General features: G+C 41.1%; 24 protein-coding genes. 13 read left to right on the forward strand and 11 right to left on the reverse strand.

Annotation, left to right across the window (positions count from 1 at the left end):
* Window positions 1-531: a bifunctional transcriptional activator/DNA repair enzyme AdaA gene (locus ABEQ24_RS01610; protein ID WP_430005130.1), complete on the reverse strand. Its 531-nt coding sequence runs from the start codon at window positions 529-531 to the stop codon at window positions 1-3.
* 121 nt (window positions 532-652) lie between these two features.
* On the opposite strand from ABEQ24_RS01610, the gene ABEQ24_RS01615 reads away from it, so the two are divergent.
* The 3 genes from ABEQ24_RS01615 (at window position 653) to ABEQ24_RS01625 (ending at window position 4586) form a co-directional block, all read left to right on the forward strand.
* A complete protein-coding gene (locus ABEQ24_RS01615; protein ID WP_430005286.1) occupies window positions 653-1156 on the forward strand; it encodes a methylated-DNA--[protein]-cysteine S-methyltransferase in 504 nt (167 codons plus the stop codon).
* A gap of 42 nt (window positions 1157-1198) precedes the next feature.
* Window positions 1199-2128, forward strand: coding sequence for a patatin-like phospholipase family protein (locus ABEQ24_RS01620; RefSeq protein ID WP_430005131.1), 930 nt, complete (start codon window positions 1199-1201; stop codon window positions 2126-2128).
* 829 nt (window positions 2129-2957) lie between these two features.
* Window positions 2958-4586, forward strand: a complete 1629-nt coding sequence (locus ABEQ24_RS01625; RefSeq protein ID WP_430005132.1) for a M14 family metallopeptidase — start codon at window positions 2958-2960, stop codon at window positions 4584-4586.
* 51 nt (window positions 4587-4637) lie between these two features.
* Here ABEQ24_RS01625 and ABEQ24_RS01630 read toward each other — a convergent pair whose 3' ends face one another.
* From ABEQ24_RS01630 to ABEQ24_RS01655, 6 genes are all read right to left on the reverse strand, one after another.
* Window positions 4638-5819 carry a NupC/NupG family nucleoside CNT transporter gene (locus ABEQ24_RS01630; RefSeq protein WP_430005133.1) on the reverse strand — a complete coding sequence of 394 codons (1182 nt, stop codon included), beginning with the start codon at window positions 5817-5819 and terminating at the stop codon, window positions 4638-4640.
* A gap of 171 nt (window positions 5820-5990) precedes the next feature.
* Window positions 5991-6608, reverse strand: a complete 618-nt coding sequence (locus ABEQ24_RS01635) for a YczE/YyaS/YitT family protein (protein WP_430005134.1) — start codon at window positions 6606-6608, stop codon at window positions 5991-5993.
* Between the two features lie 292 nt (window positions 6609-6900).
* Window positions 6901-7629 carry an amino acid ABC transporter ATP-binding protein gene (locus ABEQ24_RS01640; protein WP_430005287.1) on the reverse strand — a complete coding sequence of 243 codons (729 nt, stop codon included), beginning with the start codon at window positions 7627-7629 and terminating at the stop codon, window positions 6901-6903.
* Window positions 7630-7658: 29 nt separating this feature from the next.
* A complete protein-coding gene (locus ABEQ24_RS01645; protein WP_430005135.1) occupies window positions 7659-8324 on the reverse strand; it encodes an amino acid ABC transporter permease in 666 nt (221 codons plus the stop codon).
* A gap of 33 nt (window positions 8325-8357) precedes the next feature.
* On the reverse strand, window positions 8358-9137 hold the full coding sequence (locus tag ABEQ24_RS01650; RefSeq protein WP_430005136.1) for a transporter substrate-binding domain-containing protein: 780 nt from the start codon (window positions 9135-9137) through the stop codon (window positions 8358-8360).
* A gap of 970 nt (window positions 9138-10107) precedes the next feature.
* Window positions 10108-10611: a hypothetical protein gene (locus ABEQ24_RS01655; protein ID WP_430005137.1), complete on the reverse strand. Its 504-nt coding sequence runs from the start codon at window positions 10609-10611 to the stop codon at window positions 10108-10110.
* Window positions 10612-10774: 163 nt separating this feature from the next.
* On the opposite strand from ABEQ24_RS01655, the gene ABEQ24_RS01660 reads away from it, so the two are divergent.
* On the forward strand, window positions 10775-12037 hold the full coding sequence (locus tag ABEQ24_RS01660; protein ID WP_430005138.1) for a VWA domain-containing protein: 1263 nt from the start codon (window positions 10775-10777) through the stop codon (window positions 12035-12037).
* Window positions 12038-12489: 452 nt separating this feature from the next.
* Here ABEQ24_RS01660 and ABEQ24_RS01665 read toward each other — a convergent pair whose 3' ends face one another.
* Window positions 12490-12723 (reverse strand): hypothetical protein, encoded by a 234-nt coding sequence (locus tag ABEQ24_RS01665; protein ID WP_430005139.1) that lies wholly within the window; start codon window positions 12721-12723, stop codon window positions 12490-12492.
* 109 nt (window positions 12724-12832) lie between these two features.
* Window positions 12833-13255 carry a pyridoxamine 5'-phosphate oxidase family protein gene (locus ABEQ24_RS01670; RefSeq protein WP_430005140.1) on the reverse strand — a complete coding sequence of 141 codons (423 nt, stop codon included), beginning with the start codon at window positions 13253-13255 and terminating at the stop codon, window positions 12833-12835.
* 163 nt (window positions 13256-13418) lie between these two features.
* On the opposite strand from ABEQ24_RS01670, the gene ABEQ24_RS01675 reads away from it, so the two are divergent.
* From ABEQ24_RS01675 to ABEQ24_RS01685, 3 genes are read left to right on the forward strand one after another with little or no spacing between them, the layout of a single operon-like run.
* Entirely contained in the window at window positions 13419-14870 is a 1452-nt protein-coding gene (locus ABEQ24_RS01675) for an FAD-binding oxidoreductase (RefSeq protein WP_430005141.1), read from the forward strand.
* Window positions 14860-15468, forward strand: a complete 609-nt coding sequence (locus ABEQ24_RS01680; RefSeq protein ID WP_430005142.1) for an MFS transporter — start codon at window positions 14860-14862, stop codon at window positions 15466-15468. Before ABEQ24_RS01675 ends, ABEQ24_RS01680 begins: the two co-directional genes overlap by 11 nt.
* A complete protein-coding gene (locus ABEQ24_RS01685) occupies window positions 15434-15877 on the forward strand; it encodes a GNAT family N-acetyltransferase (RefSeq protein WP_430005143.1) in 444 nt (147 codons plus the stop codon). The genes ABEQ24_RS01680 and ABEQ24_RS01685 overlap by 35 nt, the downstream gene beginning before the upstream one ends.
* Before the next feature lie 36 nt (window positions 15878-15913).
* Here the strand turns inward: ABEQ24_RS01685 and ABEQ24_RS01690 are convergent, their stop codons facing one another.
* Window positions 15914-16339 carry a PH domain-containing protein gene (locus ABEQ24_RS01690; RefSeq protein WP_430005144.1) on the reverse strand — a complete coding sequence of 142 codons (426 nt, stop codon included), beginning with the start codon at window positions 16337-16339 and terminating at the stop codon, window positions 15914-15916.
* Window positions 16340-16553: 214 nt separating this feature from the next.
* Here ABEQ24_RS01690 and ggt point away from each other — a divergent pair, with 214 nt between their 5' ends.
* The 6 genes from ggt (at window position 16554) to murQ (ending at window position 23804) form a co-directional block, all read left to right on the forward strand.
* Window positions 16554-18311, forward strand: coding sequence for a gamma-glutamyltransferase (gene ggt / locus ABEQ24_RS01695; RefSeq protein WP_430005145.1), 1758 nt, complete (start codon window positions 16554-16556; stop codon window positions 18309-18311).
* A 288-nt stretch (window positions 18312-18599) separates the two neighbouring features.
* A complete protein-coding gene (gene nagE, locus ABEQ24_RS01700; protein WP_430005146.1) occupies window positions 18600-20060 on the forward strand; it encodes an N-acetylglucosamine-specific PTS transporter subunit IIBC in 1461 nt (486 codons plus the stop codon).
* Between the two features lie 180 nt (window positions 20061-20240).
* Window positions 20241-21425: an N-acetylglucosamine-6-phosphate deacetylase gene (gene nagA, locus ABEQ24_RS01705; protein ID WP_430005147.1), complete on the forward strand. Its 1185-nt coding sequence runs from the start codon at window positions 20241-20243 to the stop codon at window positions 21423-21425.
* Window positions 21422-22177, forward strand: a complete 756-nt coding sequence (nagB, locus tag ABEQ24_RS01710; RefSeq protein WP_430005148.1) for a glucosamine-6-phosphate deaminase — start codon at window positions 21422-21424, stop codon at window positions 22175-22177. Before nagA ends, nagB begins: the two co-directional genes overlap by 4 nt.
* Window positions 22174-22899: a GntR family transcriptional regulator gene (locus tag ABEQ24_RS01715; RefSeq protein WP_430005149.1), complete on the forward strand. Its 726-nt coding sequence runs from the start codon at window positions 22174-22176 to the stop codon at window positions 22897-22899. The genes nagB and ABEQ24_RS01715 overlap by 4 nt, the downstream gene beginning before the upstream one ends.
* Entirely contained in the window at window positions 22899-23804 is a 906-nt protein-coding gene (murQ, locus tag ABEQ24_RS01720) for an N-acetylmuramic acid 6-phosphate etherase (protein ID WP_430005150.1), read from the forward strand. The genes ABEQ24_RS01715 and murQ overlap by 1 nt, the downstream gene beginning before the upstream one ends.
* 94 nt (window positions 23805-23898) lie before the next feature.
* Here murQ and ABEQ24_RS01725 read toward each other — a convergent pair whose 3' ends face one another.
* Entirely contained in the window at window positions 23899-24699 is an 801-nt protein-coding gene (locus ABEQ24_RS01725) for an alpha/beta fold hydrolase (RefSeq protein WP_430005151.1), read from the reverse strand.
* Between the last annotated feature and the right edge of the window lie 102 nt (window positions 24700-24801).

Here is a 24801-nt window from a genome sequence, read left to right on the forward strand (position 1 = left end):
TTAATGAGTCGAACGGTATTCGGTTGGCGAGAGATTCGTTTTCTTTTTAAAAACGGCTGAGAAGTGAGCTGCATTTTTAAACCCTGCTGCAGAGGCGATTTCTTGTATGGGAAGCTCTGTTTCACGAATAAGCTGCTCAGCCCGTTGTACTCTTTTCTCCAGCAAATACTGGCTTGGCGACGTATTCGTTGCATCCTTAAAAATCCTCTGCAGATGGAAGGGACTTATATATAGCTTTTCTGCCAATTTACCGAGAGTTATTTCATCTGTAAGATGATCAGTTATATAGGCTTTTGCTGTTTGTATAATGGAACGAGTCAGCAGCTCATCCGGACGGCATCGTTTACAGGGACGCAGCCCATCAAGAACAGGGGTGTCAATATCTGCATAAATCGTTACATTCTCCTGTTTAGGTGTTCTTGAAGGACAAGAAGGCCTGCAGAAGATGCCAGTTGTACGGACACCGTAATAGAAAATGCCATCATAGGTTTGATCACAGGATACGATGGCATTCCAAAATTTCATTTCCATAAGATCAGCTCCTTTCTTTCATTTTATCATGTGGGTGTTTGATCTCGTAATAGGAGAAATGAAACCGCAAAAATACAATAGAGAAGGCGTTTATAATAAAGAAATGGGAGGTGTCATTGAAATGAAAGGATATTATCATTCACCGGTCGGATGGATTGAAGTGATTGGTTCTGAGAAGGGAATATCCGGTGTTTCTTTTACGGATGCGGCAGAAAAAGAATCAGACTGTCATCCCTATATTGTGCGGTGTATTCAAGAACTTGATGATTATTTTAAAGGAGAAAACCCTTTTTTTACGGTTCCAATCGATGCAAACGGAACCGTTTTTCAGCTAAAGGTATGGTCTGAAGTCACCTCTATCCCGTTCGGCCAAACAGCTTCATATTCCGAAATTGCGGATAAAATAGGAAGCCCAAAAGCGTCTAGAGCAGTAGGCATGACTAATGGCAAAAACAAGCTTGCCATTTTAATACCATGCCACCGGGTGATTGGGAAAAACAGCAGTCTGACGGGATACGCCTGGGAAACGTGGAGAAAAGAATGGCTGCTGAACCATGAAAAGAAAATGCTGGGAGAATGGAATCATTTGAACATTGCAAAAAGGAATTGGGAGCTGAAATCTTGAAGGTAGGAAGAGAGAAAATCTGATCCTGCGGGGTGACCATTTATGAAGGCAGACGGGGTATTTGAAGGCGGAGGCGTTCGGGGAATTGCGTTTACCGGAGCCATTTTGGCAATGGAAGAAGAGCAGGTGGAGTGGGAGAGACTTGCCGGCACGTCAGCCGGGGCGGTAATCGCTGCTCTTTTGGCAAGCGGGTATAAAAGCTATGAAATCCGCGATCTTCTTATCCAAATGGATTTTACTAAATTTAGAGGCAAATCCTTATTAAATTATATCCCGATTGTCGGCGGACTATTTGAACTCATGATTCATTTAGGATTTTACAAAAATGATTATCTGGAAGAATGGGTGGATTCTATGCTTGCCGCTAAAGGGATCAGGACTTTTGACGATCTGCCGGCAGGGAAACTGAAGATTATCGCATCAGATGTTTCAAACGGAGAAATGCTTATTTTACCGGATGATTTACCGAAATACAGCATGAAACCAGGCGATGTAAAAATATCAACTGCCGTCATGATGAGCGCCTCTCTGCCTTTTTTCTTCAGGCCGGTCAAATGGAAGTCAAAAACAAGATTTACCTCTTATATATTAGATGGAGGGCTGCTCAGCAATTTTCCAATCTGGATCTTTGATTCGAAAGAGGAGCCGCGCTTTCCGACTTTCGGCTTCAGGTTTGTGAAAGAGGAAATTCAAATGGGGGCAGTGATTCCAACACCCATTCATCTTTTTAAGAATATCTTTAAAACAATGCTGCAGGCACATGATCTTAGGCATTTAACTAAAGAAACAAAAGAAAGAACGATTCAAATCCCTGCAGGGGGGATTACCGCGACTGATTTTGATTTGAAGGACGAAGAGATTGCCTTGCTTTATCAATCGGGATATTCCGCGGCAAAAGCATTTTTACATGGATTTGAATTTGAAAAATATAAGGAACTGAGAAAAAAGAAAAAACTGTCCGGAGGCCAATGATAAATGTTGGCCTCTTTTTTACGATGTGAATGAAGCCTTATAAAACCGATAAACGAAAATACAGGTACACAAACAAGCAGAATGGAACCCTATAAAATCGATAAACGAAAATACAGGTACACAAACAAGCAGAATGGATCCCTATAAAATCGATTAACGAAAATACAGGTATACAAACAAGCAGAATGGATCCCTATAAAATCGATTAACGAAAATACAGGTACACAAACAAGCAGAATGGATCCCTATAAAATCGATTAACGAAAATACAGGTACACAAACAAGCAGAATGGAACCCTATAAAATTGATAAACGAAAATACAGGTACACAAACAAGCAGAATGGAACCCTATAAAATCGATAAACGAAAATACAGGTACACAAACAAGCAAAATGGATCCCTATAAAACCGATTAACGAAAATACAGGTACACAAACAAGCAGAATGGATCCCTATAAAATCGATTAACGAAAATACAGGTACACAAACAAGCAGAATAGGCCCCTATAAACTTGTGTGGAAAAGAAAACTGAACCGTCTGGTTAACCATGGAAGAGGGGTCAAAATTCAGATGAATTTCAGGCTCTTTTTGTATGAATGGAAAAATGATTCAAAAGAAGGAAAAGCGAAACGAAATCAAAAGCTGCTGAGTTATCTTAGCTATAAAACCTTCGAATCACGAAATAATAATTGTATCATATGTCCTGATTTAGCCGAAATATATAAAATTGTCGAATTTCATGGGAGTAATAAACTATTCTTAATTTTTTGAAAATAAAACTCTTTTCCTCTATCATTAGAATTACAAGAAGAAAGAGGAGGCAGTCCATGAAAAAGGTTCTGAAAAAAAGCTCAATTCCAGTATTATTGACAGCCAGTTTTTTATTAGCGCCTGCAGTGAGCGCTGATACACCGTATTACGGGAAGACTTACAGCCAGCCTGAACAAGTAAGGCCGCTGTTTCCTGAGATTGAAATAACGGATGGAACACCTGCATTTGTAAAAGGAGAAGAAGCTTTTACAACTCAGGAGGAAATGCTTGCTTACATAGAAGAGCTGAAAGGGAAGAGCCCGTATGTTTCGGTGAAAAACATCGGCACTTCTCAAAATGGCCTTGAAATCCCGGCCCTTTATTTTACGAAAGATCATAAAATCAACCCTAGTTATTTATCCCGAAAACCGACTGTATGGATCCAAAGCCAGATTCATGGAAATGAGCCGGCAAGCGGAGAATCGATTCTAGCGATCGCGAACCGGCTGACAGGGGAACTTGGGGATGAGGTTTTAGATAAAATAAACGTTATTGTCGTACCGCGTGTGAATCCGGACGGCTCGTACAATTTTAAACGCCAGCTGCAAAACGGTCTTGATGGAAACAGAGATCATGTAAAGCTTGAATCGCCAGAGGTGCAGGCGATACATCATGAATACAACAAGTATACTCCAGAGGTAGTCATAGATGCTCATGAATACACACCGTATTCTAGTTCTTTTGATAAGTTCGGTGAGAGCGGATTGCTGAAATATCATGATATTCTGCTATTATCAGGAAGAAACTTAAACATTCCTGAAAAAATCCGGACGATGTCCGACAGCCTGTATGTCGATCCGACTTTAAATACGTTAGAAGACAAGGGCTTTACAGGTGACCGCTATTATACAACTGGAGTAACTAATGGAGAGATTGATATCCTTGAAGGGGGAACTGAGCCGCGCATTGGCCGGAACGCTTTTGGCCTGCAGACGTCGTTTTCATTTTTAGTTGAAAGCCGCGGAATTGCCATTGGAAGAGAAGATTTCGGTCGCCGTGTTGCTGCTCAAATTGCCACGCACGAGCATATATTAAGACAGACTGCAGAGAATGCGAAAAAAGTCAAAACGACAGTAGCGCTAGAGCGTGCTAAGCTAATCAAAAAAGGGCTGCGCGGCAATGATAAAGATCCTGTCATCGTCAACAGCGAAGCCGTGGAACTTGAAAATCAAACGCTTGAAATGATTGATATTGCAACGGGAACGGTAAAAGATATTCCAGTGAACTATTTCAGTGCAACAGAAGCAGAAGCGACGTTAACAAGAGAAAGGCCGACAGCCTATGTGCTGAAGCCAGACCAGGGAGAAATTGCTGCTAAGCTTCAGAATCAGGGCTTAAAAGGATTCCAGCTGCCAAAGCAAATGAAGCTGCCGGTTGAAGCTTATGAAGTAACCAGCAAGGAAAACACGGAGAAGTATGAAGGCATCCAGCTTTCAGAAGTGCAGACGAAGCTTGAAAAGAAAGAGGTTGTGTTCCCGAAAGGCACATACATTTTCTTATCTGCACAGCCGCAAAACAACTTGCTGTCACTTTCTTTAGAACCGGAATCGATTGACAGCTATGTCACATTTGGATACATTCCTTCTGAAGTTGGACAAGAACTGCCGGTTTACAGGTTTATGTTTGATGGGAAGAAGCTTAAATAAAAACAAAAAAAGCAGCAGGGGCTTATAACGTCTCCCTGCTGCTTTTTATTATTACAATACGATACTTACAATAATCGCAGATAAAATACTTACAAGTGTTGCACCGTAAAGCAATTTCAATCCAAAGCGGGCAACAACGTTCCCTTGTTTTTCATGAAGTCCTTTAACAGCACCTGCAATGATTCCGATTGAAGAGAAGTTAGCAAAGGATACAAGGAATACTGAGATAATTCCAAGTGTGCGTTCGCTGAAGTTCTCAGATACTTTTGCTAAATCCATCATTGCAACGAATTCGTTTGTCACTAATTTAGTGGCCATAATTCCGCCGGCAGCAACTGCTTCACTCATAGGAACACCCATAATGAATGCAATTGGGGCAAAAATGTAACCTAAGATTCCCTGGAATGTAATCCCGAAAATCATATCGAAAATATTGTTGACAGCAGCGATTAAAGCAACGAAACCGATAAGCATTGCACCTACGATAATAGCTACTTTAAATCCATCCATGATATATTCGCCAAGCATTTCGAAGAAGGATTGTTTTTCCTCTTCTTGAATGACAAGAATATCTTCTTCATCAGAAACCGTGTAAGGATTAATGATTGATGCGATAATGAATCCGCCAAACAGGTTGATGACGATTGCTGTTACAACGTATCTTGGCTCGATCATTGTCATGTAAGCACCAACGATTGACATGGATACCGTAGACATAGCTGAAGCACAAAGCGTGTAAAGACGCTGTGATGATAATTGGCCAAGCTGTTTTTTAACAGTAATGAAAACTTCTGATTGTCCAACAATGGCAGATGCCACTGCGTTATATGATTCGAGTTTGCCCATACCATTGATTTTGCTTAATACAAAGCCAATGCCTTTCATGATAAAAGGAAGAACCTTAATGTACTGGAAAATCCCGATAAGTGCTGAGATAAAGACGATCGGAAGCAATACATTCAAGAAAAATGGAGCTTGTCCATCATTTGCAAGTCCGCCGAAAACGAACATGATTCCTTCATTTGCATAGCCAAGCAATTTGCCGAATCCATCAGCAATCGCTGTGATCATGATCAAACCAAACTTCGTGTTCAATAAAAGGAATGTTAATACGATTTGAATCACAATCATTAGGGCAACAGGTTTGAACTTAATTTTTTTGCGGTCGCTGCTTGCAACCCATGCTAATCCAAGTACAATCGCTAAACCGAGAAGGGCGATTAGGTATTTCATTTTCTTCACCTCTGTGATGTATTTAAAAGCATTTTTTTGAAAAGAATCTGTATACGCTTTCATCTAATTCCGAAAAGAGAGTCAGCCGTCATCTGATGTCTGACCTCTGACGTATTCAACTATAATAGATTACTAGGAACAAAGCAACCCTATTTTTAAAAGAAATTTGGATTATTTATAAGATAGTTTGCTGCTCATTCTTGATAATAATCCTTCAAATTTAGGGAAAAAGTACTGAACAACAAAGCCTAATGTAAGCGTGACGATAAATGTTCCGATTCCGATCGCCCCTTGAAAAATAAAAGCAAGCAGAAGAGCGAATGCTTCACTGATGATTCGAGAATTTCTTAAGTTCAGACCAAAACGAGTATGAATCGCAACCATCAATGTGTCCATCGGGCTTGCAGGGAATTTAGCCTGCAGGTAAATAGCTACTCCGACGCCCATTGAGAGAATGCCTGCAATAAGAGCTGAAGCTTGGAAAAACAGGACAGTAGGCGAATAGTGTTTTAAAACAACCAGCAGCCAAAAATCAATTAATGCTCCAATTAGGAGAATACTTGCTGCTGCAAGAATTTCAGGCTTTTTCTTCAACAAAAAAGCATTGATGAAAATTAAAGCGATTCCATTAATGAAAATACAAGTTCCGACTGTCAGGCCAAACATGTTTGATTCGCCCACAGCGAGCGCGTCCCATGAAGATGCTCCTAATCCTGATTTGATAATCAGTGAAACACCAAGTGTTAATATCAATAATCCCGTGATAAAAAATAATGCTCTTTCTTTCATCAAAAATCTCCTCTCAAGCTGGTATCTATTGTAAGTAATTGGATGTTAGTCATCAGACCTCTTTGAACCGTTTTCATCATACTCAATTCTGCAGACAAAAGCAATATGAAATTTATTGTAGAGAGCAAATAAAAAGACGTGAGATCCGGAAATCTCACGTCTTTTTTGTGTTTTTAAGATTTTATAAAAGGGGGGCAGATAAGGAAATATAGTTATCTGAGCTTTTGTTCTTAGATAAATGGCTAGCTCCACCTCCTAGTCCCTCGTCAGAACAGTCGGTTCCGCTTTTCATTTAATTTAACTGAGTCGTTTTTAAAAATTCTTTCGTGCGTTCTTCCTGAGGATTGGTAAAGAAGTCATCAGGGTGGCCTCTTTCAACAATTCGCCCTTCGTTCATATATACAATCCAATCGGCCACCTCGCGGGCAAATTGCATTTCATGCGTGACGACAACCATCGTCATTCCCTCAACAGCGAGCTCTTTCATTGTCGCTAATACTTCACCTACAAGCTCAGGATCAAGTGCTGATGTTGGTTCATCAAATAACATGATTTCAGGCTTCATCGCAAGGGCTCGGGCAATCGCCACGCGCTGCTTCTGGCCTCCAGAAAGTTTATTTGGATACACATCGGCTTTATCTGAAAGGCCAACTTTTTCAAGCAGGGCGCGGGCTTCAGAGGCTGCCTGTTCTTTTTTCATTTTTTTCACCATAAGCGGTGCTTCCATGATATTTTCAATCACGGTTTTATGAGGGAATAATTGAAAGTGCTGAAAAACCATTCCGACTTTTTGGCGGACTTCATTGATGTCATGTGTAGCCTGAGTGATTTCTTCACCATTAATGATGATTTTTCCATTGTCTTTTTTCTCAAGGAAGTTCAGGCATCTGAGCAGGGTGCTTTTCCCGGATCCGCTTGAACCGATTAGACAGACAACATCGCTTTCGTTCACTTTCATATCAATATCTTTTAATACATGCAGGTCTCCGAATGATTTATTCAGCTTTTCAACCTTGATCATTTCTTTCGTTTCCAAAAAACATTACCTCCTTAGCGGTCGCTGATCGACATTTTCTTTTCGAGACCATTTACGATAAGTGTTAAAATGGCCACTAAAATTAAGTAATAAACGGCAACAATTAATAAAAATGTCATTTCGTCAAAGTTGTTTGAGCCAAGTGTTGTCGCCACATTAAAGAGCTCATTTATGGAAATAAAGGCGGCAAGCGACGAATCCTTAAGCCCGATAATCATCTGGTTTCCAAGGGGTGGAAGAGCGCGTCTGAAAGCCTGGGGCATAATGATTCTTCTCATTGTAAGGCCTCTTGTCATCCCGAGAGAGCGCCCTGCTTCCATCTGTCCTTTATCAATGGACTGAATGGTTCCCCGGAAAATCTCGGCAATATAGGCACCATTATGGAACGCAAGAGCCAGTGAAGCTGCCCAGAAATCGGGAATTAAAAAGAGACCGCTGAATCCGAAGTACAGGATGAAGATCTGTACAATCAAAGGCGTTCCCCGAACTAAATAAATGTAAGTATCCGAGATAATGCCAAGCACTTTTAATTTAGAAATTTTTAAAAGAGCGAAAAAGAGGCCGATGACAATACCGATTAATATAGAAACAACTGTTAATTGCAGGGTGACAAGCATCGCATCAAAAAAGACGCCTTTATTCGCAACTAACGAATCAAAAAAATGTGAAAAACTAGGCAAAATGAACAACATCCTTTCTGTGCAAATGGTGGGTTACTCAGGTTTCGTCGTAATGTCTTCTCCGAAGTAATCAATGCTGATTTTCTTAAGGGTACCGTCCTGTCTGAGTTTTTCCAGCGCTTCATTCACTCTTTTTAAAAGAACGGGATTATCCTGCGGAATGACTACAGCCTGCTCGCTTCGTTCGATCAGCTGCTGACCGGCAATGTCAAATCCGCCTTTAGCTGCACTTTTTCCTGTTACAAAATCAGTTATGACCGCGTCGTGGCGGCCTGTACTCAGCGCTTTAAGGGCAGTAATATCGCTATCGTACATCTTTATGTTTTTCGTGTATTTTCCTGCGGTTGCAGCATATGTAGAACCTTTTGCTACGGCAACTTCTTTTCCTTTTAAATCTTCTGTTGTTTTGATATCACTGTCAGGACGTGTGAATATCTGAGGACCCGAATAGTAGTAGGGAGTGGAAAAAGAAACATGCTTTGCACGCTGATCATTAATGGTGTGGCTGGCAACTGCCGCATCTGCACGGCCGGTTTTCACGCCTTCAACAATGCCTTTAAATTTGATCCGCTTTTGAACTGGCTCAAGGCCAAGCTCCTTTGCGATCGCCTCACCTACGGCAACATCAAATCCGGTCATCGTCATATCATCCGTCACATAGCTGAACGGCTTGAATTCACCTGAAGCCGCAAACACAAATTCATCTTTATCAATCAGTTCCGTGCCATCTGATAATTTCTCTTTTTCTGCGCAGGCGGTAAGCATGCTGATTAGAAAAAGGGCAGAGAATAAGAGTAATGCTTTTTTTCTCATTGAAGGTTCATGGCTCCTTTCTTTTTTTAAAATAGCGCGATTATGGTAAACAGGAAAAAATGCCCTAGTTGTACATACCCTAAGTATTAGGAGAGTAATCCTATAATTTGAAAACTTTGAAATTAGGGATGTGAGAGAGAGAGGAGAGAATTATGTCAACATTAAGTGCTGTAAATTCGGTTTTGAAACACTTATGTCGTGGCGGAGCCTATATTAAGTGCTGTAAATTCGGTTCTGGAACACTTATGTCGTGTCGGATTCCATTTTAAGCGCTGTAAATTCGATTCTGGAACACTTATGTCGTGTTAGATTCCACATTAAGTGCTGTAAATTAGGTTCTGGAACACTTATATCGTGTCAGATTCCATTTTAAGTGCTGTAAATTCGGTTCTGGAACACTTATGTCGTGTCGGATTCCACATTAAGTGCTGTAAATTCGGTTTTGAAACACTTATGTCGTGGCGGAGCCTATATTAAGTGCTGTAAATTCGGTTCTGGAACACTTATGTCGTGTCGGATTCCATTTTAAGTGCTGTAAATTCGATTCTGGAACACTTATGTCGTGTTAGATTCCACATTAAGTGCTGTAAATTCGGTTCTGGAACACTTATGTCGTGTCAGATACCGCATTAAGTGCTGCAAATTCGGTTCTGGAACACTTATGTCGTGTCAGATTCCACATTAAGTGCTGTAAATTCGGTTCTGGAACACTTATGTCGAGTCGGATTCCATTTTAAGTGCTGTACCTTCTGTACGAAGCGTATTATTGAGAAAGTATTCATCACCTTTACCATAGAAGCTAAGATGATCTTGAAAAGTATTCAAATGGAGATAATCCATTAGAAGATTGCCTAAAAAGAATGAAAATTAGTAACGTCGAAAAACAGACTGTAAAAAATCAAGATTCGGCTGGCACAGCAACCTCCGCATTTTTTGACCAACAAAAAAAGAAGCAGACTCTGTCTGCTTCTCAATACATATCATTCCATTCAATTTCGCCAGCTTGCTTGTCATAGTCAATATTTACTTTAAAGTCGTGTTTTTCATAAAAATGGACAAGACGGTCAACGTGATCCCAGTCTCTTTTGGCAATGTCGCCAGTGATGTAGGGAATGTTTTGATCTTTGGCAAACTCTTTTAAATAATTCATGCAAATGGATCCGTATCCCTTATTTGCAGGGCCTTTAATATCTCCGATGTGAATCGCTTTATCATCGTTGTATGTGGCGTGGATGGAAAAATCCCAAGTCCCCCGATAAGCTGATTCACAATCATTCAGCATCACCTTGCATGAATCACCGTCATTTTGTGCATAAACTACGACCCATTTATCTTCTTTTGTCTGCTCAATTCCGACAACCTGCCATCGTTTGGCAATTTCCTTCAGATTATCCTGCATTCTAAAAAGCTGAAACTGAAGTTCTTCTGCGTCAATGGATGGCTGTTCACTGCGTGTTAGGACAGAATTATACATACTGGGCTCCCTTCATTTTTTAAATCCGAACGTAAAACACAATTTACAATTTTACTGGATTTGTTAAAAAGAATCAACCGTTTTGCCCAAATTGGAAGGAGTTACAGTATTGCCTGCTATTTTGTAATACAATAAAGATGGACTTTTTACAGGGGGGATAAGGATGATAAAAAATGAAGTTAAGCTTTCAAAAGGGGGCAATGCACTTGCAGGAAACGGCGGTGCAATCGACATTTCAATTTCATGGGAATATGCGCCGTGCGATCTTGACATAAGCTGCTTTATGGTTGGTTCAAATGGCTTGGTCCCATCAGATGATTATATGATTTTTTACAATCAGCCTGCTGATCCTCAGAAAATCGTGACATTCAAGCGGACTTCTGACCAATCTGCCGTCTTTACGATTCAATTGGGGCAGCTGCCGAATTCATTAGCGGAAAAGTGCGTTTTTGCTGCAGCCTTAGATGGAGAATCTGCCTCATTTAAAGAAGTAAAGGGATGCAGTGTAACAATTTTAACAGCTCAATCTGAAATTACATATGAGGTTACTGATGCTCTTGATGAAAAAGCACTTGTTCTTGCCGAATTGTACCGGCATACTTCGGGGTATAAGCTTAGGGCGATAGGAAGAGGTTTTAACGGCGGGCTAAAACCCCTTGCTGAAGCACATGGTGTCACGGTTGAAGAGGAATCGGACGTGGAGGAAGAAATTAAGGAGAATCATATAAAGCAAGCACCCATTAATTTAACTAAGATTGATTTGCTGAAAAAGAAAGTCGTCATTTCGCTTGAAAAGAAAAAGATTCCTCATGTGAAGGCAAGAGTAGCTGTTGTCATTGATGCATCCGGGTCGATGGCAAATCTTTATTCAAATGGAACCGTTCAAAGTGCCTTTGAAAAGGTGCTTGCTGTCGCTGCCTGCATGGATGATGACGGAGTGATGGATACTTGGTTTTTCGGTAGCAAGTCAATGAGAGCGAAAAGCGTGACGGAAAGAGAATTTGAGGGATATGTAGAGAAAACCTATCCTAGACCTAAGTTCTTTGGAGGTCTTGGCATTGGCAACAATGAACCTGAAGTCATGAAAGACGTGATCCGCAAGTATACAGAAGAAGAACCGAGCGATTCCCTGCCTACTTATGTCGTGTTTTTCAGTGACGGAGGAATCTATGAAGATAAGAAAATTTCGAACCTATTAATAGATTGCTCCAATCAACCTGTTTTCTGGCAATTTGTAGGCCTTGGAAACGCAAAATTTGGTGTGCTTCAAAAACTTGACGATTTAGCTGGAAGAGTCGTTGATAATGCTGATTTCTTCGCTCTTGACGATTTAAACGAGGTGACAGACGAGGAATTGTATAATCGTTTATTAAACGAATTTCCTGATTGGCTCAAACAGGCACGGTCTAAAGGGATATTAAGGTAAAGGAATGGGGCAGTCCAATTAAGAGTAGCAGGCCTAAACCGAGTGCCGCCACTTTTGGTATATTACATCGTAAAAAATGGCAGCACTATGGAGAGTGCCGCCACTTTTGGTGTATAGCATCGTGAAAAACGGCTGCACAATGGCGAGAGCCGCAACTTTTGGTGTATTGCATCGTAAAAAATGGCACCACTATAGCGAGTGCCGCCACTTTTGATGTATTGAACCGTAAAAAATGGCAGGACAATGGCAAGTGCCGCCACTTTTGGTGTATTGAACCGTTAAAAATGGCAGCACAATGGCGAGAGCCGCCACTTTTTATGCAATGCCCCATTAAAAGCGGCACCACTACTGGAACTGACGCCACTAATTTAGTGCATAGAAAAGCAGGCAGGAAAAACATAAGTTTTTCCTGCCTGCTTTCTTTTAGGGCCTTGCCTAGAAAGCCCGATTCTTCATTCCTCTTCACTGTCATAAATAAGATGGTCGAAGCTGTTATTGTGAATGGAGTTGAGCTCTGTTAATTTGTATATTAAAAATTGATGGTCATCCCCATACAGATCAAGTTTGTTCGTTGCTTTATAGTGCTCGAGCGCAGTCCTTGCTTTTGTTTCTTCCGTAAATATGCCGACAACATTCGAAGCTTCTCCGCAGTCAGAACAGCCAATATCCACTACTACGTAATACATTTGATCACCTTCTAGATAGCGTTCTTGCTTTCATTTTCTCATGAGGTTCTTATGAAAACAAGAAATTGGCACAAAAAGAACCGGCAGCCTGATGCCGGTTCTTGAATTCTTAGACTTCTAACGTCTGGGGTGACTCATGCTCGCTGTTCATTAATCTGATTTTATTCGGCTTAATCGCAAGAATGATGTAATTTGGATCGTTCGGGCCATCCAACCAGTTTTTCATATGATCGTTCCAGATTTTATCCTTTAATTCCTGATCTTCGCTGATGCTTGCCCTGCCTTCAAACTCAATGTAAGAATCCCCATATCCTTCACCTTCATAGCCAAGCAGGATATGAACATTCGGGTTTTCGTCAATTTCTTCTGCTTTGTGTGTATTTTTACTAGTAGGTGTATAAAGCATTAATTCATCATTAAAAAAAGTCATATAGCGGGAGTGAGGCTTGTTATCTACTACAGTAGCAAGTGTGCCGACCTTATGCTTTTCCAATATATCGAGTACATCTTTGTTTAATTTTTGCTTATCCAAGAAAAACATCTCCTTTTAGTAGGTGTTAGTGTATGTATTCCTTCTTTTTTGCAGATTAAAACATGGGAAGGTGCTGCTGTTGTCATAAAAGATGATTGTAAAATATATCCTCTAAGTGTAAAATGTAACTAAATAACACATTTTTCTATTTGGCGGTGTATTGATGAAAAAGGAATTTTTAGTACTCCTCACTCTCGGATTTTTAACAGTATTTTTCTTTTCACTAAATGCAGCTTCTGAGGAAAATAAGAATGATCCGTTGCTTATGACTGATGTCAGCAGATTGATGCCTGTGAAAATTGCTAAAGTCGTTAAAGGAAAAGAGATTGAGTCATTCAAAAAAGCTATTGCTGAAGCAAAAAAGACAAATAAGAAAATCTCGATTGCAGGAAAACAGCACAGCCAGGGAGGGCATACTTATTACAAAGATGCCATCGTCCTTGATATGACTACTTACAATAAGATTTTGGATTTTGATAAGAAGAAAAAGACGATCACAGTTCAAAGCGGGGCGACGTGGGATGATATCCAGCGCCATGTCAACCCTCATGGCCTTGCAGTGAAAGTCATGCAGTCCCAAAATATGTTTACGGTTGGCGGTTCGATGAGTGTAAACGTGCATGGACGGGATATCCGTCATGGTTCACTTATAGAAAGCATCCAATCCTTTCATTTGCTGAACGCGGATGGAGAGATTGTGCGCGTCAGCCGAACGGAAAATCCAGAGCTTTTCCCGCTTGTCATAGGCGGATATGGTTTGTTCGGAGTCATTTTGGATGCAGAAATCAGCTTAACGGATGATGAACTCTATGTCATGAAATCAAAAGCTCTCGATTATAAAAAATATGCTGATTACTTCAAGCATGAAGTCAGCGGCAATGAAAATGTCAAAATGCATCTTGCCAGAATATCCACTGCGCCTGATTCTTTTTTGAAGGAAATGTATGTGACAAACTATGTGCTTGCAGGTGAACAGGGGGCACGTACAGAATATGATGAACTGAGCGAAGAAAAGAATGTCGCACTAATGAAATTCCTGCTTGGTCTATCAAGGAATTACGACTGGGGAAAAAATACGTTTTGGAAAGCTCAAAAAAACTATTTTGTGAAAAAAGAAGATTCCTATATTACGAGAAATAATGTGATGCGGTCAGAGTCTGAGTTTCTGGAGTATGAACATGAAACAAATACAGATATCCTTCAAGAATACTTTGTTCCGGCTGATGCATTCCCAGACTATGTGGACAGTCTGAGGAAGACATTAACAGAGGAAGAGCTGAATTTATTTAATATCACGATTCGATACGTTGATCATAATGAAGACGCTGTCATGTCCTACGGCCGTGATGATATGTTTGCGTTTGTTTTGTTAATCAATCAGGGGATGTCTGAAGAAGAGATTAAAAAGACCAGGAACGTCATCCGGAAAATGATTGATGTCACCATTTCGTTTGGCGGCACATATTATTTGCCGTATCAGCCTTATCCGACAAAAGAACAAATGAAGCGTGCGTATCCCAGATCGGATGAGTTTTTCAGGCAGAAGCGTGCGTATGACGAAGAGGAACTTTTCATGAACTACTTTTATGAGGAGTATGGCCGCGATGAAAAATGATTCGTTCAGAAAGTTTATTGCGGCTCAGAGCACGCTGTTTTTTGCAGGCAATTTCATTTTCCCTTTCTATCTTTTATTTGTAAAAAATATAGGTTCCTCTTATTCGCAGTTCGGAATCTCATATGGATTATTCGGTCTTTCAGCGGCGCTGGTTCATCCGCTCTTAGGGCGCATGTCTGGGAAGGTAAGCGACAAAGAAATGCTTTCGGTTTCTTCGTTCGGTATGGCTTTGATCCTATTATATTACCCTCATATTGGGACAATTGAAGAAGTATATGTATGCCAAATGATCATGGGGCTCTTTGGAGCAATGCAAAAACACGGTGAAAAAATGCTGCTGACACAGTGGACGACAGAAGAAAAGAGAGGGATGCAAGTTGGAACTTATCATTTTTTTACATCGCTTATGTCAGCGGCAGCCATTATGGGAGGCGGATTTTTAGCTCAGTACTTTACCATAACATACCTTTTTTTCATAGCATCTGCCGTCTATTTTTCCGGCGGCCTCATCGTATTAAGAATAACAGATTCATACTTTGAAAAGGAACAGAAGGTGGCACAGCATGCAGATTCAGCTTCATCCCATCACGAAGCATAATTGGGAGACGTGTATATCGCTGAAGGTTCAAAAAGAACAAGAGAGATTTGTTGCGGGCAATCTGTATTCGCTTGCAGAATCCAAATTTGAAACATCTTATTTGCCGCTTGGGATTTATGCGGAAAATAAGATGATCGGGTTTGCGATGGTCGGCAAAGATCCTGAGGACGGAGTGTACTGGCTTGTCCGCTTTATGATCGATAAGAGCCACCAAGGAAAAGGATATGGTTTTGCTGCTTTGGAGATCATTCTCAGTTTTATGAAATCGCGCTATGATGTCAGTCCTTTTCTGCTCCTTGGAGTCAATCCCGAAAATGTTCAGGCATTAAAACTTTATGAAAAAGCGGGATTTGAAGATACAGGTAAAAAAGAAAACGGCGAAGCCATTTACCGGCTTGAGCTTTATTAGGAAAAAAAGTGCCGCATGATAGCCGTGCGGCACTTTTTAAGGTGTTTTAAGATGCGGATTTATCTTCGTAATTTCCGTAAAAAATCCAGTTTCGTCCTTAGGCAGAGAGACAAGGGCAAATCTTGTATCGGCATTTGGTCTCGTTCCAATCGGCTTGGCAAAAATGATTTCAAGTCTTTTCAGCGTCCATGCGGGAGCTGAGAGCGGGTTATTGGAATAGCGGATCTCCTTCATATCCCTAATTTGAATTTCTTTTTTGATTAACCCGAACACGATGATCAATTTTTGATTTTCAATGACAAAGTAAGATTTAATTAATGCGTGGGCTAAAAAAGCAGACAGCAAGAAAGGAATAATCAGTGTTGGAAGTGATTCAGACTCGAAGAGCAGAAAAAACGGCAGAATAATCAAAAAGAGCACAATAGCAACAAGAATCGCATTTCGTTTTACTTGAAAGATCATCATTTAAGTCTCCTTTCATAAAGGAATGTTAGCATATTTTTCCTGTATGCTAAAGGAATTGATATCTACATGTCATACCATACTATATTCCCTAAAGAGATAAATAAGGATAGGATGAACGGACTAATATTCAGATAATTCAGATATATCGCTTGATTCTCTATTTTCTTTTCCATATGGTAGAGAGGAGATTCTACTTATGAGGAGGAAGGTTATGAAAAGAAGCTTGAGTGTTTTCCTGATTGCCATTTTGATTGCCGGGGGATTTCCAGCCAGTACAGAGGCTAAAAAGCCCGAGAAAAAAGAGAAGTACAGCCAAGTTGATGTAGGCCGTGATGGAATGGTAGCAACTGCCCATCCTCTGGCTTCAGAAATTGGCGCAGAGGTTCTTAAAAAAGGCGGGAATGCGATTGATGCAGCGGTTGCCATCCAATTTGCGCTGAATGTGACAGAGCCGATGATGTCAGGAATCGGCGGCGGCGGGTTCATGATGGTGTATGACGGCAAAACCGAAGAAACAACGATTATCAACAGCCGCGAACGGGCGCCGGCAGGAGCAGCGCCTGATATGTTTCTTGATGAAAATGGGGTTCCGATTCCTTTTTCAGAACGATATAAAGGCGGCACTGCGGTTGGGGTTCCAGGAACATTAAAAGGACTTGAAACGGCTTTGGACATGTGGGGCACACGATCAATGGATAAGCTGATCAGTCCTTCAATTAAGCTTGCTGAAAAGGGATTTAAAATCGATTCGGTTCTAGCCGCAGCGATTTCAGACAATGCCGAAACGTTATCAGCAACAGCAGCTGAGGATGTCTTTCTTCCAAAAGGAACTCCGTTAAAAGAAGGGGACAAGCTTGTTCAAAAAGATTTGGCGAAAACATTTAAACTGATTCGTTCAAAAGGAACGGATGCGTTCTATAAAGGCGAAATCGGACAAGCTCTGGCCGGAACTGTTCAGGATTTTGGAGGCTCGATGACGCCGAAAGATTTGAAGAAATATGATGTCACCATTGATGAACCAATTTGGGGCGAATATCAAGGATATGAAATTGCCAGCATGCCGCCGCCAAGCTCAGGCGGAGTATTCTTGCTGCAGATGCTGAAGATCCTTGATGATTTCAACTTATCTCAATATGAAGTTCGCTCAGCTGAGAAATATCATCTCCTCGCAGAGGCCATGCATCTTGCATACGCTGACCGCGCAGTTTATGCAGGTGATCCTGAGTTTGTAAATGTACCTGCAGAGGGACTTCTGCATCCGGATTACATTTCTGAAAGACAGGAACTGATCAGTCTTGATGCAGTTAATGAAAATCCCCAAGCGGGAGATCCGTGGAAATATGAAGAAGGAGCTGCCGACTATGAACAAACGGTTCAGCCAAACGACAGGCAGTACGGCGAAACAACTCACTTCAGCGTGACCGACAGATGGGGGAATGTTGTTTCTTACACAACAACCATTGAGCAGGTTTTTGGAACAGGGATTATGGTTCCGGGCTACGGTTTGATGCTGAACAATGAACTGACTGACTTTGACGCTGTTCCAGGCGGAGCCAATGAAGTGCAGCCGAATAAACGTCCGCTCAGCAGCATGACTCCGACTATTGTTTTTGAAGATGAAAAACCGGTGTTAACCGTCGGATCACCTGGGGGACCTACCATTATCACATCCGTGCTTCAAACGATTCTTCACACAATCGAATACGATATGGAATTAAAAGCAGCAGTCGAGGAGCCTAGAATCTATACGAACAATTTGAGCTCGTACCGCTTTGAAAGCGGCATTTCCTCAGACGTCATCACCCGTTTAAATCAAATGAACCACAATTTTGGACCAAGCCCTGTGGTCATCGGAAACGTGCAAAGCATCCTGATTGATCATGAAAAAGATTCATTTAAAGGAGTGGCCGATTCCAGCCGAAATGGCGCAGCCATCGGCGTAAACTTGAAAAAGAAGAAAGACAAGTAAGCGAATGCAGCACCCTGAGAGATGGGGTGCTTTTTTTCTTAGCTGAACTCAAGAGTTAGCAGCGTACCTGTTTTTTAATGTGAAGTCCATACTGAATAAAAGAACAGGTCTAGGCGATTATCGACATTTTTCACTCGAAAGGTTTAATTTGTAAAAAAAAATAAAGTTAACTGGTATAGATAACTAGTTGAATACATGTTATAGTAAATTTGAAAACGAATACAAGGAGTCGTTTTTCATCAATTTTAACTCTTAATTATCCTATACTTTATTTTGGAGGAATGTAAAATGATGAAATATCTACAGAAAATCGGCCGTTCATTGATGCTGCCTGTAGCAGTATTGCCGGCTGCGGCGATTCTGATGGGAATTGGTTATTGGATCGATCCTGCAGGCTGGGGAGCAGGCAATCCGGCAGCAGCATTTTTAATTAAAGCCGGATCATCAATTATTGACAATATGGCGATTCTTTTTGCTGTTGGGGTAGCGTTAGGTATGTCTAAAGAAAAAGATGGTTCCGCCGCAATGAGCGGTTTGGTAGCCTACCTCGTTATTACAACTCTGCTATCAACAAACTCAGTAGCTATGCTTCAAGGGGTTGACCCGGAAAATGTGAATGCTGCGTTTGCTAAAATAGGAAATCAATTTGTTGGGATTCTTTCAGGGATTGTAGCGTCAATGATGTACAACCGTTTTAGTCACGTACAATTGCCGGCTGCTTTATCATTCTTCAGCGGTAAGCGTTTAGTTCCGATCATGACAGCTGTTTCTATGCTGCTTGTTTCAGTAGTATTGTTCTTCGCTTGGCCTGTCATCTTTACTGGCTTAGTTGCTTTTGGAACATGGATCAGTAAATTAGGGTTTATTGGGGCTGGATTATATGGTTTCTTCAATCGAATTTTAATTCCTACTGGATTGCATCATGCTTTAAACTCAGTGTTCTGGTTTGATGTCGCTGGAATTAACGATATAGGTAATTTCTGGGCAGGAACAGGAACAAAAGGTATTACAGGAATGTATCAAGCAGGATTTTTCCCGATTATGATGTTTGGTTTACCTGCCGCAGCGTTAGCAATGTATCATACTGCAAAAACGAAAAGAAAAAAACAGGCTGCATCGCTTATGTTAGCGGCAGGTTTTGCTTCATTCTTTACCGGTGTTACAGAGCCGCTTGAATTCTCATTCATGTTTTTAGCTCCGGCACTTTATGTGGTTCATGCAGCCTTAACAGGTCTTTCATTAGCTGTAGCAGCATTTTTCCATTGGACAGCGGGATTTGGTTTTAGTGCAGGGTTTGTTGACTTTGTATTAAGTTCAAGATTGCCGCTGGCGAATCAGCCATATATGCTGCTTTTGCAAGGACTAGTTGTAGCAGTCATTTATTATGTGTTATTCAGATTCTTAATCACAAAATTCAATCTGGCTACTCCTGGAAGAGAAGCAGATTCGGATGAAACGCTTGAAGAAGATACAGTCAGCAGCAATCAATCTCACGCTGAAGGATCAAAATTTGCAGGAATGGCTGCTCAAATTTATGAAGGTTTAGGCGGAGATGCCAATGTGACGTCAGTTGACAACTGCGTGACCCGTTTAAGAATTGAAGTGAAAGATATGAATGCTGTAGATCAGAAAAAGATTAAAGATACAGGTGTACCGGGGATTAATATTGTCGGTAAAAACAGCATTCAGGTCATTGTGGGTACACAAGTTCAATTTGTAGCAGATGAAATTGAAAAAATCAGAAGATAATTCGAGATCTACCTATATTCCATAAGCTTATTGTTTTAGTCTATAAACTTAAATTCCCTTCAATGATGCCAACACCCATATCATCATAGGAGGGAGTTTTACCTTGATTTATACTGGTATAGACAACTAGCTAAATGGGTGATATAGTAAGGATGAGTATAGATGCAAGGAGCTGGAACCATGCAGAAAACCTATTTAATGAACGCAAAGTTATATACAGGTGAAGTCGTTTTCAAAAACGGTTTTATTCTTATTGAAGAAAATAAAATTAGTGCAGCTGGCGACTTGGCTGAAATGCCGGAACCTGCAGCTGATGATAAGGTGATTAATCTTAAAGGCAAGGCTTCTATTTTGCCTGGTTTTATTGATATTCATATCCATGGTGCTGATGGTGCAGATGTGATGGATGCGACGAAAGAAGCGATTTTAACCATGAGCAGAGCTCTTCCAAAAGAAGGGACAACGAGTTATCTCGCAACAACGATGACAGCGGATCGCGGGCAGATTTCGGATGCGCTGAAGAATGCAGCTGATTATATCGATCATGAAAATAAGGATGGAGCCGAAGTGCTCGGTATTCATTTAGAAGGTCCTTTTCTGAACCCTAAACGTGCAGGCGCACAGGCGCCGGGCAATATCATTGAACCATCAATCAATCTTTTTGAGAAATGGGCGGAAGAAGCAAATAATCATATTAAACTGGTCACACTTGCACCGGAACGCAAGAATGGGTATGAGCTTGCCCGCCATTTGACATCTGCTGGGATTACGGCTTCAATTGGCCACAGTGATGCTGTCTATTCAGAAGTTGAAAAGGCTGTTGAAAACGGCGTGAACCACGCTACACATCTTTTCAATGGAATGAGAGGCATTCACCATAGGGAACCAGGGGTAGCTGGTACTGTACTGATGATGGATGATGTGAAAACTGAAATGATTTTGGATGGTATTCATATTTCTCCTGAAATGGTGAAGTTTGCTTATAAAGTAAAAGGCAGTGAGGGAACGATATTAATTACAGATGCGATGAGAGCAAAAGGTCTTGGTGCAGGCAAATATGACCTTGGCGGACAAGAGGTAACGGTTGATTCTGACAGGGCCACTCTTGCAGATGGAACTCTTGCAGGAAGTATTTTAACGTTCAGAGATGCGGCAGTGAACATGATGAATTATTCCGGCTGTTCACTTGAAGAGATTGTGAAAATGGCATCGGTAAATCCTGCTAAACAAGTCGGCGTATATGATCGAAAAGGCAGTTTATCAAGCGGGAAAGATGCTGATATCGTCGTACTTGATGAAAATTGCGAAGTGCTGATGACATATTGCAGGGGCAAAATCTCTTTCACAGGAAGTGTTGAACAATGAAACTAATTGAAGCAAAAGATTATCATGAAATGAGTATGCTTGCAGCAGAGGTCATTTTGGATCAAATCAAGTCAAAAACCGATTCTGTGCTTGGTCTGGCAACTGGAGGCACGGTCCTCGGCACTTATCAGCAGCTGATTCTGGATCATCAGCAAAACAAAACAGACTATCAGCAAGTGAAATCATTCAATCTTGATGAATATGCCGGCTTATCAAAGGAAGATGAAAACAGCTATCATGCTTATATGAAAAAACACTTTTTTGATGAGGTTAATATTCCATTTTCTCAAACTTTTCTTCCAAACGGAGAAGCACATGATATGAAAGCGGAATGCGGGAACTATGACCTGAAAATTGAAGAATTCGGCGGAATTGATCTTCAGCTGCTTGGCATCGGTCAAAATGGGCACATTGGATTTAACGAACCTGGAAGTTCGTTTGAATCAAATACTCATTTAGTAGCTTTGGAGCAGTCTACCCGAGAGGCAAATGCACGTTACTTTGATACAATTGAAGATGTACCAACTCATGCAGTAACAATGGGGATTGCTTCTATTATGAAAAGTAAAAAAATCCTGCTGCTCGCTTCAGGCCTGCAAAAATCATCCATTTTATATGATCTGTTTCATTCTGATGTAACCAACTCCATACCGGCAACCATTTTAAGAAAGCACCCGAATACAATCATCATTGCCGATCAAGAAGCTTTGTCAAAATTGCATCAAGATGAAAGGAAGATGTTTGCAAAATGATTCAAAAGAATTCTCCGCTCCCAATTTATTATCAGCTTGAAGAGGGGATTAAAGAAGCCATTTTACAGCAGGAATTAGTCCCTGGTGAAATGATTCCTTCTGAAAGGGAATACGCTGAAAAGTATGGAATAAGCAGGATGACGGTGAGACAGGCTCTTTCGAATCTGGTGAATGATGGGTATTTATACCGGCAGCGCGGGAAGGGGACTTTCGTTGCCCATCAAAAAATCGAGCAGCCGCTTCAGGGATTAACAAGTTTTTCTGAAGATATGCGATCAAGAGGACTTGAACCAGGCACACGTGTCATCAGTTTTAAAGAGGTTGAAGCAAGTACTGATCTGGCTCTTAAACTTGATGTTGAAGCGGGAGCTCCTCTTTTTGAGCTGAAACGGGTGAGACTTGCTGATCAGCTTCCAATGGCCTATGAAATGCTTTATATCTCAAAAGAGCTTGCACACGGTCTTACAGAAGAGATAGCAGTGAACTCCATTTATGATTATGTGGAAAACAAGCTTGGATTAAAGATCCAGTACGGCCGGCAAGTGCTTGAAGCCTCCTTTGCCAGAAAAACGGAGGCTGAAATGCTCGAAGTAGCGGAAGGGGCACCAGTCCTGCTGATTGAACGGAGAACAACGCTCGATACCAACAAACCGCTTGAGGTCGTCAGGTCTGTCTACCGCGCAGATCGCTATAAATTCACGATTGATATGGAGCGATTATAATGGCGAGTAAACCTACTGAAGAGAGAAATGAGAAGACTTCGCTTATTGATGAAATGGATTCCCTTCAGATTGTGGAAATGATGCACAAAGAAGATGCAGCGATTACAGCGGCAGTAAATGAAGCTCTTCCTGAAATTGCCAAAGCGGTTGATGCAGTCGTAAAGCGATGGAATGAGGGCGGCAGAGTCTTTGTTATTGGAGCGGGAACCAGCGGCAGAGTAGGCATGCTCGATGCTGTGGAGCTTGGACCAACTTTTTCAGCAGAACCCGGCAGATGGACGGCCATTGTATCAGGCGGAAATGAAGCGATGTGGCAGCCCCTTGAGGAGACTGAAGATGATGCGGACGTTATTCGAAATGAACTCGAAACCTATCGGTTAAATGCTTCTGATTGTGTAATCGGACTGACTGCCAGCGGTTCTACACCGTTTGTTATTAGCGGACTGTCATATGCAAAAGAGGCAGGTGCATACGCCGTTTCAATCAGCAACAATAAGAATACGGACGTTTCCGCTATAAGTGATGCGGCCATTGAATTAAATACGGGTCCTGAAGTCATTAGAGGTTCAACAAGACTGAAGGCAGGCACTGCCCAGAAAATGGCGCTGAATATGATATCTACTGCAGTCATGATCCGTCTCGGAAAAGTTTATCAAAATGAAATGGTTGATATGCAGCTCATTAATAAGAAACTGAAAAAGCGGGCTGAAAATATATTAATGGATTTGACGGGAATTGAAGCAAAAGCAGCTGTAACTGCCATGCATCAAACACAATATAACTTAAAAGAAGCGATCTTTATGACGGTTACTCGGTCTTCACAGGAACAGGCTGCAGCTTATATTGAACAGGCTGAAGGGAAATTGAAACAGGCAATTCAGTATTTTTTCGTCAATCATAAGTAGAGGAAAGTTTGATCCATAGACAAAACACTGAGCATGATGCCTCAGTTTTCATCTTATATAAAAAATGCCTGGACTAACTAAGTCCAGGCGTTTTTTATATAACAAGCTTGAAAGAATGCTTTTCTTTTATAAATTGTATGGCAGCTGCATTAAACTGTTCAGGCTGGTCGATATTGCAGACGTGGCCGGAATTTCTTATGTAAATGGCTTTGACTTCTTTATGTGCAGCTTCAATTTCCTTAACCGCAGACAAAAATAAGTGGTCTTCATCACCCATTACAAAGAGAGTCGGGATCTGGTGAAAATCCTTTTGAAGCTCCATTAAGTAAGGGTTTACAAATCTTGTCAGTGAGAACCAGTGAATAAACTCCTTCTGGCACATTTTTTTTGCTTGAGTGATAAACATGGATCGCGCTTCTTTATGATTTGGGGAAGGCATGATGATCCAGGCAAAAAAAGAATAAAGCCACATGTAGGGCAGTATCCGTTTTCCGAGGTTGCCGAGAATGAGCAAAAAGCGGGTAAAAGCATTCAGTTTAGTGATCGCTCCGCCTAACAGCATGGAAGACAGGAGACGAGGCCTCTGCCTTGCAATGGACTGGATGACAATTGTACCAAGGGAAATGCCTACAAAATGAGAAGAGCTGATGTTAAGATGATCGTGGACGTCAATGACTTCCTGTGCAATCTCATTGAAATTATCGCCCTTTTTCCACATGCCTTTTTCTGATTTCCCATGTCCGCGTAGATCAATCAGCAGGATATTAAAATGGTTTTTAAATTCGCGTATTTGTTTGTACCATATGGCAGAACTTCCGCCGGCTCCGTGGATAAACGTAACCCACGGTTTCTGTTCATGATTCCGAAGCGTCCGGTAATATAAAATGTTCCACACCCGCTATCTTAAATTTTATTAGAACTTTCATCTTAATATGTTTTAGGAGTCTATGGACAGCAGATTGCCAAATTGTAAGAAAGGCGACACATTTCGAAGTTA

The organism is Metabacillus idriensis, assembly GCF_050483325.1.
GTDB lineage: Bacteria > Bacillota > Bacilli > Bacillales > Bacillaceae > Bacillus_P > Bacillus_P idriensis_A.

What these genes read in the sequence shown, in the direction of transcription:
- ABEQ24_RS01610 (WP_430005130.1), bottom strand. Translation starts at nt 531, where the DNA reads ATGGAAATGAAATTTTGGAATGCCATCGTATCCTGTGATCAAACCTAT.
- ABEQ24_RS01615 (WP_430005286.1), top strand. Translation starts at nt 653, where the DNA reads ATGAAAGGATATTATCATTCACCGGTCGGATGGATTGAAGTGATTGGT.
- ABEQ24_RS01620 (WP_430005131.1), top strand. Translation starts at nt 1,199, where the DNA reads ATGAAGGCAGACGGGGTATTTGAAGGCGGAGGCGTTCGGGGAATTGCG.
- ABEQ24_RS01625 (WP_430005132.1), top strand. Translation starts at nt 2,958, where the DNA reads ATGAAAAAGGTTCTGAAAAAAAGCTCAATTCCAGTATTATTGACAGCC.
- ABEQ24_RS01630 (WP_430005133.1), bottom strand. Translation starts at nt 5,819, where the DNA reads ATGAAATACCTAATCGCCCTTCTCGGTTTAGCGATTGTACTTGGATTA.
- ABEQ24_RS01635 (WP_430005134.1), bottom strand. Translation starts at nt 6,608, where the DNA reads ATGAAAGAAAGAGCATTATTTTTTATCACGGGATTATTGATATTAACA.
- ABEQ24_RS01640 (WP_430005287.1), bottom strand. Translation starts at nt 7,629, where the DNA reads ATGATCAAGGTTGAAAAGCTGAATAAATCATTCGGAGACCTGCATGTA.
- ABEQ24_RS01650 (WP_430005136.1), bottom strand. Translation starts at nt 9,137, where the DNA reads ATGAGAAAAAAAGCATTACTCTTATTCTCTGCCCTTTTTCTAATCAGC.
- ABEQ24_RS01655 (WP_430005137.1), bottom strand. Translation starts at nt 10,611, where the DNA reads ATGTATAATTCTGTCCTAACACGCAGTGAACAGCCATCCATTGACGCA.
- ABEQ24_RS01660 (WP_430005138.1), top strand. Translation starts at nt 10,775, where the DNA reads ATGATAAAAAATGAAGTTAAGCTTTCAAAAGGGGGCAATGCACTTGCA.
- ABEQ24_RS01665 (WP_430005139.1), bottom strand. Translation starts at nt 12,723, where the DNA reads ATGTATTACGTAGTAGTGGATATTGGCTGTTCTGACTGCGGAGAAGCT.
- ABEQ24_RS01675 (WP_430005141.1), top strand. Translation starts at nt 13,419, where the DNA reads ATGAAAAAGGAATTTTTAGTACTCCTCACTCTCGGATTTTTAACAGTA.
- ABEQ24_RS01680 (WP_430005142.1), top strand. Translation starts at nt 14,860, where the DNA reads ATGAAAAATGATTCGTTCAGAAAGTTTATTGCGGCTCAGAGCACGCTG.
- ABEQ24_RS01685 (WP_430005143.1), top strand. Translation starts at nt 15,434, where the DNA reads ATGCAGATTCAGCTTCATCCCATCACGAAGCATAATTGGGAGACGTGT.
- ABEQ24_RS01690 (WP_430005144.1), bottom strand. Translation starts at nt 16,339, where the DNA reads ATGATCTTTCAAGTAAAACGAAATGCGATTCTTGTTGCTATTGTGCTC.
- ggt (WP_430005145.1), top strand. Translation starts at nt 16,554, where the DNA reads ATGAAAAGAAGCTTGAGTGTTTTCCTGATTGCCATTTTGATTGCCGGG.
- nagE (WP_430005146.1), top strand. Translation starts at nt 18,600, where the DNA reads ATGATGAAATATCTACAGAAAATCGGCCGTTCATTGATGCTGCCTGTA.
- nagA (WP_430005147.1), top strand. Translation starts at nt 20,241, where the DNA reads ATGCAGAAAACCTATTTAATGAACGCAAAGTTATATACAGGTGAAGTC.
- nagB (WP_430005148.1), top strand. Translation starts at nt 21,422, where the DNA reads ATGAAACTAATTGAAGCAAAAGATTATCATGAAATGAGTATGCTTGCA.
- ABEQ24_RS01715 (WP_430005149.1), top strand. Translation starts at nt 22,174, where the DNA reads ATGATTCAAAAGAATTCTCCGCTCCCAATTTATTATCAGCTTGAAGAG.
- murQ (WP_430005150.1), top strand. Translation starts at nt 22,899, where the DNA reads ATGGCGAGTAAACCTACTGAAGAGAGAAATGAGAAGACTTCGCTTATT.